Origin of the sequence: Ensifer sp. B1-9, from assembly GCF_050474445.1 — a bacterium.
Lineage (GTDB): Bacteria > Pseudomonadota > Alphaproteobacteria > Rhizobiales > Rhizobiaceae > Ensifer.
On record NZ_JBCHVG010000014.1, the window covers coordinates 100,621 to 117,078 of the forward strand.

The window sequence follows — 16,458 nt, forward strand, 5'->3', positions numbered from 1 at the left end:
TTTCAGTTCCGGCGCTCGATGCGCCGGGACTTTTCCCGTTGCGACAGCTGAAGCCGATTGGAACCGCAATCAGAATATCGCGGGCTCATCGGTGGGACCGCCGTAAGCCGATTCCAGGAAGTCAAAGTCGCAGCCTTTGTCAGCTTGCTGAATGTGCTTCGAGAACATTGCTCCGTACCCTCGGGTAAAACGTGGCGGGAGCGGTTGATATGTGGCGCGGCGGCGAGCGATCTCGTCATCGTCTAGCTCCAGTTTGATCGTCCGGTTGGGGACGTCGATCGAGATCATATCGCCAGTCCTGACAAGGGCCAACGTGCCGCCGATGTATGCTTCCGGCGCCACGTGAAGGATGCATGCTCCATAACTGGTCCCGCTCATCCGTGCATCGGAAATGCGCACCATGTCACGGACACCCTGCTTCACAAGCTTTTTCGGTATTGGAAGCATGCCCCACTCAGGCATGCCCGGCCCGCCTTGAGGTCCCGCATTGCGCAAGATCAGCACGTGATCTGCGGTCACATCGAGATCATCAGAATCGATGACGGCCTTCATGGCAGGAAAATCATCGAAGACGAGAGCTGGACCGGTGTGCTTGAGATATTGCGGGGAGCAGGCGCTCGGCTTGATGACCGCGCCGTCCTCGGCAAGATTTCCCTTGAGAACCGCCAGCGCGCCCTCGGCGTAGATCGGATTGTCCAGCGGCCGGATGACATCGTCATTGTAGACCTCGGCGCCGGCAATATTCTCGCCGATGGTTTTGCCGTTGACGGTGCGTTCTTCAAGAAACAGACTGCCATCCAGACGCTTCATAAGCGCGGGCAGCCCGCCGGCGTAATAGAAGTCCTCCATCAGGTAGGTATCTCCGCTCGGCCGGACATTGGCGATGACGGGGATGATGCGGCTTGCCCGGTCAAAGTCGTTGAGGGTCACATCGTGTCCTGCGCGACGTGCCATGGCGACCAGATGAATCACCGCATTGGTCGAACAGCCCATGGCCATCGAGACCAAAACGGCATTGTCGAAGGCGTTGCGGGACAGAATTTTGGATGGCGTCAGATCTTCCCAGACCATATCGACGATGCGGCGCCCGGCTTCGGCACACATGCGGATGTGGTTCACGTCCGCGGCGGGGATGGAGGATGCGCCGGGCAGCGTCATGCCGATCGCTTCAGCAATGGCCGTCATCGTTGACGCCGTGCCCATGGTCATGCAGTGGCCATGGCTTCTTGCGATGCCACCTTCGATGTCCTGCCAGTCTTTGTCGGTAATGTTGCCGGCACGGCGTTCATCCCAGAACTTCCAGGCATCTGAACCGGAGCCTAGCGTCTTGCCTTTCCAGTTGCCGCGCAGCATCGGCCCCGCAGGAACGTAGATCGCCGGAACGCCCGCGCTGATCGCTCCCATGATCAATCCGGGCGTGGTCTTGTCGCAGCCGCCCATGAGCACCGCGCCGTCGACGGGATGGGAGCGAATGAGCTCTTCAGTCTCCATAGCGAGCATGTTTCGATACAACATGGTCGTGGGCTTCACAAAATTTTCCGAAAGCGACAATGCTGGCAGCTCTATCGGAAAGCCGCCGGCCTGAAACACCCCGCGCTTGACGTCATCGATTCTTGTCTTGAAGTGGGCGTGGCAGGGGTTGATATCCGACCAGGTATTGATGATCGCGATGACAGGCCGGCCGGCCCAGTCTTCCGCGCCGTAGCCCATCTGCATGATGCGCGATCGGTGTCCAAATCCTTTGAGATCATCAGGGGCAAACCATCTGGCGCTTCTCAGCGTTTCGGGAGCCTTTTTCATGGGATCAATCCGTCCTTGTCCGAAAAGCCAAACAGCTTTGCCGGATTGTCTACGAGAATGCGTTTGAAGACCGCAGGGTCGTTCAGTTGCGATGCGAATGTGTCGACGGCTGCCCCGTCATCGATCGGGCGCAAAGGAACGATGCCGTCGGCAGGGATACCGGTACCTGCGCCTGGATGTGGCCAGTTCGATCCCCAGAGAAGCCTGGAGCTGTTGGCGCGAACCAATGCTCGCATCAGCGGCACAACATCGTCTTGCGTTGGAGATGACGACACGAGGTAGGGCGCGGACAGTTTCACATAGACATGCCCCGCTGCGACAAGATCGAGCAAGACGTCGAAGCCGGGCTGCTTAGTACCTTCACCAGCGTGCGCGCGGCCAAAGTGATCGATCACCAAAGGCGTCGGTGCCTGTCTGAAATCGTTCTCCAACGCAGCCACGATCTTGAGCTCGGTGAAGATCTGGACATGCCACCCAAGAGGTTCCGCGATTTCAATCGCTTGATAGAGTTGCTTTCGAATCCTGTCGAGATCTGCGGCCGCGGCGGCCGCCAGATTGAGCCTGATGCCGACAACGCCGCCATGTGCCAGGTCTTGAAGGTCGCGCCGAGTTGTCTCGTTATCCACCACTGCGATTGCTCGCGCACCGCAGCCGATCTGCGCAACTGCGTCGAGCGCGCACCGATTGTCGGTGCCATAGATGCTCGGCTGGACAATGACAACGCGATCGAAGCGCAAGGCGCGTTGATGAGCTGCCAGAGCTTCGACGGGCGCCGGCGGCGGCGTGTAGGAACGGCCCTTCCACATTGGAAACTCGGCGTCATTCGCAAAGACGTGGACGTGACAGTCGCAAGCACCTTGGGGAATATTGCTAATAATCTCGCTATGGGCGACGCCGAGAACCGGATCTTTCGTCATCGGATCAATTTCCTTGCGCATGATTGGCCCACCATTGCGACTGTTGATCCTCGATGTCCTGTAGAAGACGCATAGCCGGAAGCACAGATCGACCGGTGACGCGAGGGGCTCTCCCCTCTCGAACTGCGTTGATAAAATCCCGACTGACCTGAGCATTGTTGTCCTGTTCGGACAGAACGGAATGCTCCTGACCGCCAACTGACATAAATCCCTTCAAGATATCCAGACGGTAGGAATCCCTATCAGTCACCGCGAAAACATCAAAGATGCTCTCGCGTGAGTAATAGGATCCCGTGCACACGATCGATTGATGCTCATCCGTTTCGACGATTGCAGCCAGTTCCATCGGAATACCCGTTTGAGGAAGCGGTGGTGGCATTATCGAGAACGACCGCGAAATCCGGCTAGCGGCGGCTTCGGGATCGCCGCCACCGCAAAGCCAGAGACCGACATCGACCAGATGAGCGCCGTGATGCCAAAGGAGGTTGTCTGTCCAGGTTCTTCGAAGACCGGTTGAGCCGATGTTTTCAAGGCGGTGGAGAAACAGCCGCGAGTGAACGTGGCGGATTCTTTCGGTGCCCTCAGCAACCCTTCTGCAGAGTTCAATATGCTCGCTTCGAAAACGCATGGGGTGCACGACGCCGAGTGCCAGTCCTTTTTGTTCAGCCTTGGCAACAACCGCTTCGGCGTCTTTGTAGTTCAAGGCGAGCGGGATCTCCACGAGCACGTGTTTTCCCGCATCGAGCGCCTCAATAGCCATTGCGGCATGTGTCGCACTCGGCCCGGCAATAATGACCACATCGATATCAGACGCGAGCGCTTCAGCGTAATTCACGGTCCACTGTTGATAACCGAACTTCTGCGCAAATTCCGCAGTGTGGTCGGGTTGGCGCCCGACCAACGTCTGAAGGACGCAATCCTCGTCCTTTAGGCTGCCGGAGTGCCACGTGCCCATCATGCCGTGGCCAACCATGCAAACCTTCATGAACACTCCCCCATGTTACTAGGCCGTAGCAATATATTGGAATATTGCAATATCGCCTACAGATAAGTCAAGCGGCCAGGCACCGCGAATTTTTCGACAAGGCTGAAACACGCTCCTCAATCGACAATCACGAGATGATCTTGACCGATACTCCGATACTGACGCTTCGGTGCAGAATAGTCGGGCAAGCGAATTGGATTTTTGAGTTCCTCAGTCGAAAGATTGCGCCTTTGCCGACGTCGGGTGGGATCGGGAACCGGAACCGCGGACATCAACGTCCTTGTATATTCATGTTGAGGATTTTCGAAGACGGCCTGCCTTGTTCCGATCTCCATGATCTCACCCAGGCGCATGACCGCGACCCGGTGGCTCATCCGTTCCACAACGGCCATATCGTGAGAGATGAACAGAAACGCCAAATTGTAGCTCTGTTGCAGTTCGAGCAGCAGATTGCAGACTTGCGCCTTGATGGACACGTCAAGTGCCGAAACGCACTCGTCCGCCACGATCAGCTTGGGGTCTACCATCAAGGCTCGCGCGATTGATATGCGTTGCCGTTGGCCGCCGGAGAACTCATGTGGATAGCGTCTGAGCATATCGGGAGAAAGCCCCACGCGTTCCATCAGCGTCGCCGCTTTCTCCCGGGCTTGGTTTTTTGTTCCCAACGCGTGCTCGAGGAATGGTTCGCACACGGCCGTTTCAATTCTCAGCCGCGGGTTAAACGAGGCGAAGGGATCCTGGAATATCATCTGTGCGCTTCTGCGCATTGTCCGGGTTTTATGTCTTTCGAGACGGAGGACATCATACCCGTCAAGGGTAACTGCGCCCGCGGTCGGTTCAACCATGCGAAGAATAGAGCGCCCCGTGGTCGATTTCCCGCACCCGGACTCTCCGACCAGCGAGAGTGTTTCCCCTTCGTGAATGTCGAAGGTCACATCTTGGACCGCATGCACTACCCCGGCAACTCGGTTGAAGAAGCCCGACCTGACAGCGAACCTGGTAACGAGATTCTTCACTTCCAAAACCTTGGTTGGCCGAGGCGTGTGATGGTAGGGAGCCACAATATTCGCTGCTTCTGCGTGAAGCAGCGGGAAGTGGGCGGGCGAAGGCTTGCCCGTCATTGCCCCAAGTCGGGGAACCGCCGATAGCAATGCCCTCGAATAGCGATGCCGTGGCCTGGCGAACAACTCGGACGAAGGGCCCTCCTCTACGATCTGACCTTTGTACATCACGAGCGTCTTGTCGGCGATTTCCGCGACCACACCCATGTCGTGTGTGATGAACAGAATTGAGGTCCCGCTCTCCTCCTGAAGTATCCGCATCAGGTCGAGGATCTGGCCCTGGACGGTAACGTCAAGCGCCGTGGTTGGCTCGTCGGCGATCAGCAGTCTCGGTTTCGCAGCAAGTGCCATGGCGATCATCACGCGCTGACGCATCCCGCCCGAAAACTGATGCGGAAATTCGTCGAAGCGGTTCGCCGCGTTGGCGATGCGAACCTTTTCCAGCAGGCGGATCGCCTCTTCTTTCGCAGCCGACGGGGACATGTCGCCGTGGCACAACATCGCTTCGGAAATCTGACGGCCGATTGAAAAAATCGGGTTAAGACTTGTCATCGGCTCCTGGAAAATCATCGCAAGCTTGCGACCCCGCGTACGGCGCATGTCTTCCTCTCCAAGTGAGAGAAGCTCCTTCCCCTCCAATTTCACGGATCCCGCCGTTTTGGATTTCGCCGCATCGAGCAATCGCATGATCGACAACGATGTGACGCTCTTGCCAGATCCTGACTCGCCCACGATTGCAACCGTTTGTCCGCGCGGGACATCGAAGCTGATGCCCTTAACAACGGGGCACCACGCCTCGTTGATGAGAAATGACGTTGTCAGGTTCGTGACTGCGAGAATGGGCGGATTATCGGCGTCGCGGGTTAAAGAGTTCATCGCTTGGTTCCCATTATCATTACCGCCAATTCACATCAAAAATCCCGGTATTGCAATACGCCAATATATCGATATCGTGAAAAACGGGCTTGGTGGGAAAAGCAAGCTCGTAAACAAGGGGAACCCCAAAATGAAGAGACGTGATGTTCTTAAGGGTATCGGCGGCGCGCTATCGCTCGCTGCAACAGGTGCTTCGCTTCCCGCAATCTCGCGTGCTCAGGGCGCCAATGTCCTGAAATTCGTCCCGCAGGCGGATTTGGCTGTCATCGATCCGATCATGTCAGCCGCTTTCGTGACGAGAAACCATGCCGCCATGGTTTTCGACACCCTGTGGAGCGTCGACAGCAGCTTTACTCCCAAACCTCAAATGGCCGCCGGCCATGTCGTCGAGAACGACGGCAAAATCTGGCGGTGACGCTGCGCGACGGTCTCAAGTTTCACGACGATACGCCGGTCCTTGCCCGCGATGCTGTGGCGAGCGTCAAGCGGTGGATGGCAAGAGATTCCTGGGGCAAGGATGTCGCCGCTTTGACCGACGACGTCTCCGCTACGTCCGATAAGGAACTTGTGTTCAAGCTCAAGCGGCCCTATCGCCTGCTCGCAGATGCGCTTGGAAAGCCGGGTGGCAGCATGCCTGCGATCATGCCGGAGCGCCTGGCGGCGACTGATCCCGCCAAGGCCGTCGCTGAAATTGTCGGAAGCGGTCCGTTCAAATATCTCATGTCCGAGCGCGTTGCTGGATCTCGCAATGTCTACGAGAAATTTGCCGGTTATGTGCCGCGCCAGGAAAAGGCGGACTTCACCTCAGGTGGCAAGGTCGCTCACTTTGACCGCGTGGAATGGATCACCATGCCTGATGCTGCAACTGCCGCAGCCGCCCTTCAGAATGGCGAAGTCGACTGGTGGGAACAGCCGACGGCAGACCTGTTGCCGTTATTCAAGGACAATGCTGATTTCGTCACTGACGTTCTTGATCCCGGCGGCCTGGTGATGATGATCCGCATGAACCATCTTCAACCGCCATTCAACAATCCCGCCATCCGACGCGCGATACTCGGCGCCATCAAGCAGAGCGACTACCTTATCGCCGCTATGGGTGTCGATCCAGCGACGTGGATCGACAATGTTGGATTCTTCCAACCTCGCTCCAATCTTGCCAGCGATGTTGGCCTAGATGTTTTTGCCGGAGATCGCAATTTCGAGAAGGTGAAGTCCGATCTTGCGGCCGCTGGGTACAAAGGCGGAAAAGTCGTCCTGCTTGTACCGACGGATTTCCCTGTGCTGAATGCCATGAGCGAAGTCACGGCCGATATGCTGCGCAAGATCGGCATGAACGTCGACTTCCAGGCCATGGATTGGGGCACACAGGTACAGCGCCTCAACTCAAAGGAACCGGTCGAGAACGGCGGTTGGTCCCCTGGTGCAACTACGCTTCGGGTGCTGCGGCGATGACCCCTGCGGCGCATACCTACCTGCGAGCGACGGGCGACGGCTCGATTTGGGGTTGGCCGAAATCGGCGACAATCGAGGATCTGCGCAATGAATGGATTGAATCTTCCGATCTCGCGCAGCAGCAGGAGATTAGCCGCCAACTGCAGAAAGCGGCGTTCGAGGATCTCCCCTATGTTCCCCTAGGCATCGGTCTGCAGTCAACGACCTACTCGAAATCCCTGCAGGACATGCTCAAGGGCTTTCCGATTTTCTACAATGTGCGCCGGGCGTGAGCTCTCGTTCCATTAATATAAGCGGAGAGAGCCATGGCCGCCTTCATCGCGAGTCGCATCATCGGGACGGTCCCGGTGATGCTGTTCGTCGCCTTTCTCGTATTCAGTCTGCTCTATTTGGCACCCGGAGATCCGGCAGCCGTGATCGCGGGCGACGCAGCAACGCCAGCGGATGTTGCCCGCATCCGGCAGACGCTCGGACTTGATCAGCCATTTTTCGTCCAATTCTCCGGGTGGCTTTGGCGGGTCCTTCACGGCGACTTGGGTGTTTCGATTTTCGCCCAGGCGCCGGTGACTCAACTGATTTTTCAGCGTCTGGAGCCAACTTTGTCACTGATGGTCATCACATTGATCATCTCAATTTCGGTTGCTGTTCCGCTTGGTGTTCTGGCGGCCTGGAAAGCCGGTACGCTCATCGATCGGATCATCATGAGCTTTGCCATTTTGGGCTTTTCGGTCCCGGTCTTCGTGATCGGCTACCTGATATCCTACGTCTTTGCCCTCGAACTTCGGTGGTTGCCAGTCCAGGGCTATAAACCGATTGCCAACGGCTTCGGCCCTTGGCTTGCGGGTCTCATTCTGCCAAGCTTGGCGCTCGGGAGCGTCTACATCGCCCTCATTGCCAGAGTGACGCGTGCAGCGACAATCGAGGTCCTATCGCAAGACTATATCCGCACGGCGAAGGCAAAGGGGGTTAAACAGCGAACAATCCTCTTCGCGCACGCCCTGAAAAATGCTGCGGTTCCCGTCATCACTGTTATCGGCATCGGAATGGCTCTCCTGATCGGAGGGGCGGTCGTGGTCGAAAGCGTGTTCGCAATCCCGGGCATCGGCCGGCTTACCGTCGACGCCATTCTTCGACGCGACTACCCGATCATCCAAGGCGTCGTCCTGTTCTTCAGCTTCGTCTACGTCATCGTCAACCTACTTGTGGACCTGGCCTACTGCGTCGCAGATCCGAGGATACGCTATTGACCATCCTGCCTTCTGAAAACGTCGTGTTCGACGACGCCCCGGTCTTACGAACAGGCCGTCTTGCCGTGTTGCGCCGGCGCACGGACTTCATCGGCAAGGCCGCCCGTAATCCGCTGATGTTTCTTGGCAGCACAATTCTCCTTGCGCTGTTGTTTATGGCTTTGCTCGCTCCTTATCTCGGTACTGTGGATCCGAGCGCCATCTCGCCAGTGGAGCGAACGCGAGAACCCTCGGCAGCACACTGGTTCGGCACCGACATGCTGGGCCGTGACCTCTATTCCCGCGTCATCTACGGAGCTCGGATCTCGCTCCTGGTCGGTTTCACGGTGGCGATTGTTGCGTCCGTAATAGGTTTGGCGATCGGACTCGTTTCAGGCTTCATGCGCCGTCTGGACGGTGTCGTCATGCGTGTCATGGATGGCATCATGTCAGTGCCACCGATCCTGCTTGCGATCGCCCTGATGGCGCTCACTCGCGGCAGTGTCTATAACGTCATTGTTGCAATCTCGATTGCGGAGGTGCCGCGCGTTGCCCGGCTCGTCCGCGGCGTCGTTCTATCCTTGAGAGAAACCACGTACGTCGAGGCAGCGCTCGCAGGCGGGTCGCGCACCTCGACCATACTTCTGCGACATATCCTTCCCAATACACTTGCGCCTATGACCGTGCAGGCCACATACATTTGCGCAAGCGCCATGGTGATCGAGTCGATCCTCTCCTTCATTGGCGCCGGCACTCCACCTACCATCCCCTCCTGGGGCAACATCATGGCGGAGGGCCGCGCCCTGTGGCAGGTGAAACCCTACATTGTTCTCTTTCCAGCAGCCTTTCTGTCGTTGACTGTGCTTGCCGTGAACCTTCTGGGGGACGGTCTGCGTGACGCGATCGATCCACGCATGGCAACGAGAACCTGATTTTTTACCTCATTCGACGTTCGGAGCATAAAAGTTGACCAACCTATGCGATCTTACCGCATCCGAATTGCTGCCACTCTACGCGACGCGTCAGGTCTCGCCCGTAGATGTAACCAAAGCAATTCTCAAGCGCGCCCATGAAATTCAGGGCGAACTGAATCCGTTTTGCCATATCGACGACGAAGGTGCGCTGGCCCAGGCCCGCCTCTCCGAAAAGGCGTGGATGATTGGCGACAGCGTCCGAGCCTTGGAGGGCATCCCCGTCTCGATCAAGGATGTCGTACCCGTGAAGGGCTGGCAGCTCGGTCGCGGCTCGCTTCTATCGGATCGCAACCCGCCCGCACGGGCAGACGCCCCGAGTATCGAGCGGTTGCGAAACGCTGGTTCTGTCATCTTTGCCAGCACAACGACATGCGAGGGTGGCTGGAAAGCTGTGACGGATAGCCGCCGAACGGGTGTTACCAGGAACCCCTATGATCCTTCGCTTACGCCGGGAGGGAGCAGCGGCGGGGCTGCGACGGCTGTTGCAAGTGGAGCCGGGCCGCTTGCGCTCGGCACCGATGGCGGCGGCTCCGTTCGCATCCCCGCGAGTTTCACCGGCATTTTCGGATTGAAGCCGCAATATGGTCGCGTGCCGCAGTTTCCGCTCGGTCCTCACTATGGCAACCTTTCTCACCAGGGGCCAATGACCCGCAGCGTGCAAGACGCCGCCTTGATGCTGAAGGTCCTGGACGGTACCCATAGCCTCGATCCTGACACGATCCCTGCCATTGATGGCGGCCGGCATAATGAGATATCGAAACCGATTGCCGGAATGCGCATCGCGGTCACGAGAGATTTCGGCTTTATGCCAACGGATCGCGAGATCGGCCGGCTGGTCGGGCAGACCGCCGAGGTGTTGCGCCAACTTGGCGCCGTCGTAGAGGAATTGCCCGACTTCGAGGACTGGCGTCCTGCTTACCGGAGCATATGGAGCGCTGGCGCATATCAGTCTCTTCGGCGTCTGTCTCAAGACGACCGTGCCCTCGTCGACCAAGGCTTCGTGGCGGTTGCAGACCAGGGCGCAATGGTGCCTTTGGAGGACTATCTCGACGCCCAGATGCACCGGATTGGCCTGCGCACGGCGATGAACCGCGTCTATGAGAATTTTGATGTGATCCTCTCGCCAGCCGTGGCGGTTCTTCCGTTTGCCGCGGGGGTCACTGTCCCGAACGACGGGTTCGCTGATTGGCTCGATTGGGCCGGACTCTCCCTGGCCTTTAACTTGACCGGCCAGCCCGCGGCATCGGTGCCAATCGGTTTTGTTAACGGCTTACCAGTCGGTGGTCAGATCATCGGTCGTGTTTTTGATGACATTTCAGTTTTGAGGGTTGCAGCAGCGATCGAAGCTGCATTGCCGGATACGCGCAATAAACCGACGATGCTTGTGAAGAAGTTCGCGGGCCGACAGGAGGTCGTATAAATGGCCCACGGCCGAAAACCGCTGGTAGCGCCCAGCATTCTTGGAAGATCGCTAATCGGAGAACGCGACGAAAAGCCTACGGGCCAGGCTCTTTACCAAGGAGCCTCCGGGAGCGAAGATGCAAAACATATTCGATAACGCTAAAATGGACGCCCGCCTTCCTAAATCGGATCAGCTTTATGAGCATCTGCGGGCGGCGATCATCTCGATGAAGTTGGTCCCCGGAGAGCCTCTACCGGAAAAAGAACTTTGCGCGCATTTCGGGGTGTCAAAGACCCCATTTCGCGATGCGCTTAAGAAGCTCGTGGACGAAAGTCTCGTGACCGTCGTTCCAAGCGGAGGAACGTTCGTCAACAAGATGGTCTTGCGTGAAGTACTCGAGGGGCAAATGGTGCGCGAGACCCTAGAAGTGAAGATGGTCCGTCTGGCAGCACGCAACTACAATCCGTCGTTTGACAAAAAATTCGAGCTACAGCTTTTCACTCAGGAACTGGCGGCCCGCAATCCGAACGTCGATGAATTTTTCGCGCTGGACAATGAGTTTCACAGGCTGATCTGCCTCTGCGCTGGTTTTCCCAAGATTTGGCAAACCATTCACTACGCGACCGGCCAGCTTGATCGGGTCCGCCGGCATTCTTACACGATGAGGTCCCACTTCGATGATGTGTTGAAAGAGCATCAGGAAATCTATGCCTCCATTAAGGCAGGCGACGAAGCAGCGGCCGCTGCGGCGTTCCAGATTCAACTTGATACAGTCATCCCTGTCTTCGAGCAGCTCCGGCAAGAGGCGTCCGACATTATCGACGATTCCGCCGGAATCCGAGTCGAACAGATTAGATAATCGCTCGCCTGTGGAGGGCGCGCTCGCGGTGCTGAAGGGCAACCTTGCCGCGAACGGTGCATCGTCAAGCCCCTTACCTGGTCCCAGCATTTCCTGAAGCATACCGGCCCAGCGCTCGTCTTCGTCAGCGAAGATCTCGATGTGACCGAGAAACCAGTGGTGGCAGGCTACTGGCAGACTCCTTTGCAGTCCTATGCAGATTTTACAGAGGGGTTGCTGCGCAGGAGTGTAACCAGACCTTCACGAATGTGATCGATGTGCCAATAAATCAACTGCGCTCCTCGTTCGAACTCACCTTGCTCGCAAAGGCGCAACAACTCCGCGTGCTCGGCGACGGCGCGCTCCCGATCACCACGGATATTCGAGAGCTGAATCCTTGTGTGGCGATCGCATTCCATCAAGAGGTTTTGCACCGTCAGGATAATTCGCGGACTGTCGGCGTGACAATAAAGCAGAAGATGAAACTCGGTATTTAGCTCGTTCCAGACATCCATCTCAAGCTCATCAATCGATTTTGCGTAACGGTCCAGTACCGCGTGCAGGGCTGTGAAATCTTCATCAGTCAGACGGGGTGCCGATCGTTTGAAAAGAAACGGCTCCAGAAGGATCCGCATGTTGAACAGTTCCTCAATCTCGTCGGCCGTCAACTGGGCGACGACCGCGCCGCGATGTGGAAGGATTTTGAGGAGCCCTTCGCTTTCTAGCTGGACCAAGGCCTCGCGGATCGGAATGCGGCTCATACCGAGATCGGCCGCCAGGCCATCCTGCCTGAGCTGGAGCCCTGGCGAATATACGCCCGAAAGAATCCTGTTACGAATTTCCTCGGCGGCAGCCGACGCCATCGTCTTGTGTTTTAGACCTTTGCCAACTGAGGCCATTCGCCAATCCCGCGTTTCCTAATCTGCCTATAGCTTGAGCGCGCCCTCCCCTCAATGCCAAGGGGTGCGATGCGGCACAAGGTTGGTCGTGCTTGACGTCCCGATTTTATATTTTATACAATTATCGAAAAGGAGAAATCGTATGAAAATCATCGGAATTGACGTTTTTAGTTATGAAGTCGGGTACGCCCATGGCACCTACATCATGTCGGGTAACCGCATCGCAACGGCCGAGGATGGGACGGTCGTGCGCATCCGCACCGACGAGGGTCTCAGCGGTTGGGGCGAAATCACCACGCTTGGCAAGATCTATCTTCCGACCTTTCCGGATGGGATCCGCACCGCTCTCAAGGACCTTAGCGCGGCCTTGATCGGTGCAGATCCAACCAACATCGGAAAGATCGCCCGCATCATGAATGGCACGCTCATGGGCCAGGAATTTGCCAAGAGCCCGATCGACATCGCCTGCTGGGACATTCTGGGCAAATCGCTGAACCGGCCAATTTCGTCGCTGATTGGCGGCGTCCTAAACGAGCGCTTTCCAATTTACGAAGCCGTGCCGCTCGATCGCCCGGAAGTAATGGCGGAATTCATTGGCGAGCGCCGCCGCGCAGGCATCAATCGCTTCCAACTGAAGGTCGGCAACAATCCGTTCGACGACATTGCCCGCACGCGCGCCAGCGTCGAGGCGGGCGATTCCGAGACCGTGATTGTCGCCGATTCCAACGGGGGCTGGTCGCTGGCGGCCGCCAAGCTGGCTCTGCAGGGCCTCAACGGCCTGCCCGTCTATGTCGAGCAACCCTGCCGCAGCACGGCCGATTGCATTCTGGCACATCGCGGATCGACCACCCCGCTGGTGCTCGACGAATCCATCGTCAGCCATGACGAGGTGTACCGCGCCAAATACCAAGCCAACGCTGTCTCGATCAACCTGAAATTCGGAAAGCTAGGCGGCCTGACGAATGTTGTAAAGGCCCGCGACCTCCTGCAGGAACTGAACATGGCTGTGTCGGTAGAGGATATGTGGGGCGGCGATATCATCACGGCCGCGACCTCGCATGTCGCGGCTACCACCCGACCGGAATCGCTGCTGATGACGCCGTTCTTCAACGACTGGACGGATGGCCATCTGGCAAACCACATGCCCCGTTCATCGAACGGCTTCGGCTCCGCGCCACTCGGCGCTGGCCTCGGCATCGAGATCGATGTTTCGCGGCTCGGTGCGCCGCTGTTCACGGTCGGCGCGAAATAACGGAGCGAACTGGGTAACGCATGGAGAGGTGGGCTCGGCAAAACGGGGTCCGCCTTATCTTCTCGTCACCTAAGGACCAGTGAAATGTTTGAGGTGATGCTCCAAAGTGCATCAGAAAGGAATCCAGGTTCGCGAAGCGTCAACTACCGTTTCTAAAGTCCGCAAGCGAAACGCCCGTTAGCGAACAGGCGCTGAATGAAACATTGCAGCCGTCTGCGGTCGGTGATTGAGCCTCGAACCCGATCTGAAGATTTTTGTCATCAATTTCGAACGCAAATATGCGGACGAGAGTCCACGATTCATCGTTGTTCGTAGCATGGAAGGCAAAAACGCCATCCTTCCGGGAAATGCGCAGCTTCACCTCTCTGCCGTCGACGATGAAGGCATTGGCGTCGTCGGACGTGCCGCCTTTGTTGACGACGGAAACGACCATCGGCTTCAGATCAGGGGAATACTCGAAGCAAAGTTTAGCCCAGTGAGTCTCGTTGATTTTCAAAAACAAGACGCCCGCATCGAATGCTGCGGCGAATTCTACATTAACCGTGGCGCCGAACTGAAAGTCGCCTTCGAGGGGATTTGTCATCAACAGCGCGGCATTGTGGCGGCTGGCGGTCGCCGTCGGTTGGCCACCCTTGTGCGGATCGATAAAGATGTCGCTCAAGGCGGGGGCACGCACGCTTATCCGACCGGCCTCACCGTCGATCTCCCAGACTGTTCCCTTAGAAGGGGTAAACTCTCTCGGTTGGCTGCTGATGATCAGTTGCATTGGTAGCTGCCCTCAATGGTGATGTCTCTCCCGGCCATCGCTCAACATACCGCGAAGGAAGCCTCCACCATCGAGGTTCGTAGCAATCATTTGGCCGCAATCAGTTCTACGAATGATATTGGCGGCACCAAGCTCGCGTGCCCCCTCCTCCACTTCGTCAGAGAGTTCATAGGCAGGCTCCTTGAATGGAATGCTCGTTTAAAAGCAGCCCAGCCGGTTCTGAAATCCTCTGGCGTCATATGCACTGGCACCATAATCGCATCGATCCCTCGCGCTTCGAATAGTGGATTCATCACCTCCGGGGTTCGAACGTGATCAATCGGGTGAGCGACCATGTAGAAGATTTTCGTCTTGCCAGAGATCATTTCTCGCACCTCCATCACAGCCCTTTTCTATGACGCGCCGAATACCCTGGATCGGTCGGTGACGGCGCACAAAGGTAGCTGTCGCCGGCGCTGATCACATGATGAGTGGACGCCTCGGCTAAAGAGGTGCGAGTGCCGCGACCTGCGCCGCCCTCAAACTCTCCGGGCTATGGTCGCCAAACCGCGAAGCATTAAATGGTCCGAGTTCCAATGATGGTCTCCGGCCAGTAACCAAGTCGGCAACGATTTTCGCAGTTGTGGCTCCCAACGTCATCCCGATCTGACCATGCCCAAAGGCCAAAACCACGTTCTGATGATGCGGCGCGCATCCAATGACCGGCATCGAGTCGGGCATCGAGGGATGAGGACCCATCCATTGCTTGCCGCCGGCGATCTGCAATCCCGGCAAGATATCCAGTGCCTTTCGCGTGATGATGTCAGCACGGGATAAGTTCGGCTTAGAGTCGGGGTGGGCAATCTCGATTGTACCCCCAACGCGGATCCCGCTCTGCATCGGGGTCACAACGAAACCGCCATTCGCGTAAAGCACCGCATTGTTCAGTTTTATCCCCGGATGCGGAAGATGGTTGTGGTAGCCTTGCAGCGCAGCCACCGGGATTCGGATGCCTAAACTCTTTACCAGCCTTCCGCTCCATGCCCCCGCACAGACGACCAGTTGTTTCACCTTGACAAACTGGCCGTCGGCAAGACGCACTCCAGTGGCTCTTCCTCCGTCGACTTCGATGCAGTCGGCGTTTCCGATGCGGATCCGTCCACCATACGATACGAAGAATTGCGTCAATCTTTGCCATACGAGGCCAGGTTCGCTAAACCGCAACCATCCCTCCAAAAGGGCACCGCATGTGATCCTGCCCTGAAGCGCTGGCTCGATTGATCGAAGATCACTCAAGCCCAGGAAGCGATGCTTGAGGCCGTGCCGCGCACGTAGGTCCCAGGTGAATTTGTCCTTTTCATAGTCAGCCCTCGAATTGAAGGCCATGATAGTTTCAGTAGAAATGAGCGATCCTGCAATGTTAGTCTTTTCGAGAAGCTCTCGATAATCGTCTTCCGCGTGTTGTAGCAGCGGCGCCAAAGCGTTCGCGATCTCGAGAACCCTGGAGCGCCTACCGGCCCAAAGGAATTCCATCAGCCACGGTATCTGACCTAGAAAGTCGCGAGGGCGGACGAATAGTGGGCCGTGAGGGTCGAGCAACCACTTCGGAATCTTAGTAAGAATTCCAGGCCTTGCTAGCGGAACGACCTCGCCTGCCGCTAAGATACCGCAGTTGCCGTAAGTGGCTCCTTCTTCGGGCAGACCCCGGTCAATGATTTCGACGGAGTATCCTTCCGCCTGCAACGCGATGGCGGAGCAAACACCTATAATGCCGCCACCGATAACCGTAATGTCCGCCACGTCGGTATCCCCGTTGGATCTACTGGTTGGAAATCTGACTTTCCGAGAAAACGCCGCCTACGGCCCAATTCTTGCGCTCAACGTCCACGAACACGATTTGGACGTCGTCTCGGGAGCATTTAGCGATGCGTGAGAGTTCGCGCGTAAAGACCTCGGCGACTTCCTGTTTTTGCTCCTGGCTGCGGCCGGCGAGCCAATCGACACGGATGACGGGCATTTTCTTCTCCTAAG

At 57.2% G+C, this 16,458-nt stretch carries 13 protein-coding genes and 1 pseudogene; 6 read left to right on the forward strand and 8 right to left on the reverse strand.

Translation table 11 applies throughout. From position 1 onward, the window contains the following. Positions 1-69: 69 nt before the first annotated feature. The 4 genes from araD to ACQ5BM_RS25485 form a co-directional block, all read right to left on the reverse strand. Positions 70-1,800 carry an L-arabinonate dehydratase gene (araD, locus tag ACQ5BM_RS25470; protein WP_429817399.1) on the reverse strand — a complete coding sequence of 577 codons (1,731 nt, stop codon included), beginning with the start codon at positions 1,798-1,800 and terminating at the stop codon, positions 70-72. Next, positions 1,797-2,738, reverse strand: coding sequence for an amidohydrolase family protein (locus ACQ5BM_RS25475; RefSeq protein WP_429817402.1), 942 nt, complete (start codon positions 2,736-2,738; stop codon positions 1,797-1,799). Before ACQ5BM_RS25475 ends, araD begins: the two co-directional genes overlap by 4 nt. After that, complete coding sequence (locus ACQ5BM_RS25480; protein ID WP_429817404.1) at positions 2,722-3,702, reverse strand: Gfo/Idh/MocA family protein; 981 nt, start codon at positions 3,700-3,702, stop codon at positions 2,722-2,724. The genes ACQ5BM_RS25475 and ACQ5BM_RS25480 overlap by 17 nt, the downstream gene beginning before the upstream one ends. Positions 3,703-3,818: 116 nt before the next feature. Further along, positions 3,819-5,639 carry an ABC transporter ATP-binding protein gene (locus ACQ5BM_RS25485; RefSeq protein ID WP_429817407.1) on the reverse strand — a complete coding sequence of 607 codons (1,821 nt, stop codon included), beginning with the start codon at positions 5,637-5,639 and terminating at the stop codon, positions 3,819-3,821. Positions 5,640-5,769: 130 nt separating this feature from the next. Here ACQ5BM_RS25485 and ACQ5BM_RS25490 point away from each other — a divergent pair. From ACQ5BM_RS25490 to ACQ5BM_RS25510, 5 genes and pseudogenes are all read left to right on the forward strand, one after another. Further along, positions 5,770-7,363 (forward strand): annotated as a pseudogene (locus tag ACQ5BM_RS25490) (ABC transporter substrate-binding protein). Positions 7,364-7,396: 33 nt separating this feature from the next. Further along, positions 7,397-8,338, forward strand: a complete 942-nt coding sequence (locus ACQ5BM_RS25495) for an ABC transporter permease (RefSeq protein WP_429817410.1) — start codon at positions 7,397-7,399, stop codon at positions 8,336-8,338. Further along, a complete protein-coding gene (locus ACQ5BM_RS25500) occupies positions 8,335-9,249 on the forward strand; it encodes an ABC transporter permease (protein WP_429817413.1) in 915 nt (304 codons plus the stop codon). The genes ACQ5BM_RS25495 and ACQ5BM_RS25500 overlap by 4 nt, the downstream gene beginning before the upstream one ends. Positions 9,250-9,283: 34 nt before the next feature. Further along, positions 9,284-10,711 carry an amidase gene (locus ACQ5BM_RS25505; RefSeq protein ID WP_429817415.1) on the forward strand — a complete coding sequence of 476 codons (1,428 nt, stop codon included), beginning with the start codon at positions 9,284-9,286 and terminating at the stop codon, positions 10,709-10,711. Positions 10,712-10,829: 118 nt separating this feature from the next. Further along, complete coding sequence (locus tag ACQ5BM_RS25510) at positions 10,830-11,552, forward strand: GntR family transcriptional regulator (RefSeq protein WP_429817418.1); 723 nt, start codon at positions 10,830-10,832, stop codon at positions 11,550-11,552. 191 nt (positions 11,553-11,743) lie between these two features. On the opposite strand, the gene ACQ5BM_RS25515 is transcribed toward ACQ5BM_RS25510, so the two are convergent. Next, positions 11,744-12,430, reverse strand: coding sequence for a GntR family transcriptional regulator (locus ACQ5BM_RS25515; RefSeq protein WP_429817421.1), 687 nt, complete (start codon positions 12,428-12,430; stop codon positions 11,744-11,746). A gap of 88 nt (positions 12,431-12,518) precedes the next feature. Here ACQ5BM_RS25515 and ACQ5BM_RS25520 point away from each other — a divergent pair, with 88 nt between their 5' ends. Next, positions 12,519-13,682: a mandelate racemase/muconate lactonizing enzyme family protein gene (locus ACQ5BM_RS25520; RefSeq protein ID WP_429817648.1), complete on the forward strand. Its 1,164-nt coding sequence runs from the start codon at positions 12,519-12,521 to the stop codon at positions 13,680-13,682. A gap of 139 nt (positions 13,683-13,821) precedes the next feature. Here the strand turns inward: ACQ5BM_RS25520 and ACQ5BM_RS25525 are convergent, their stop codons facing one another. The 3 genes from ACQ5BM_RS25525 to ACQ5BM_RS25535 form a co-directional block, all read right to left on the reverse strand. Then, on the reverse strand, positions 13,822-14,448 hold the full coding sequence (locus ACQ5BM_RS25525; RefSeq protein ID WP_429817424.1) for a DUF1349 domain-containing protein: 627 nt from the start codon (positions 14,446-14,448) through the stop codon (positions 13,822-13,824). Positions 14,449-14,931: 483 nt separating this feature from the next. Then, positions 14,932-16,227, reverse strand: a complete 1,296-nt coding sequence (locus ACQ5BM_RS25530) for an NAD(P)/FAD-dependent oxidoreductase (protein WP_429817426.1) — start codon at positions 16,225-16,227, stop codon at positions 14,932-14,934. 19 nt (positions 16,228-16,246) lie between these two features. Beyond that, the gene (locus tag ACQ5BM_RS25535; protein ID WP_429817428.1) at positions 16,247-16,444 is read right to left on the reverse strand and encodes a tautomerase family protein; all 198 of its coding nucleotides are present in this window, start codon (positions 16,442-16,444) and stop codon (positions 16,247-16,249) included. Positions 16,445-16,458 lie beyond the last annotated feature (14 nt).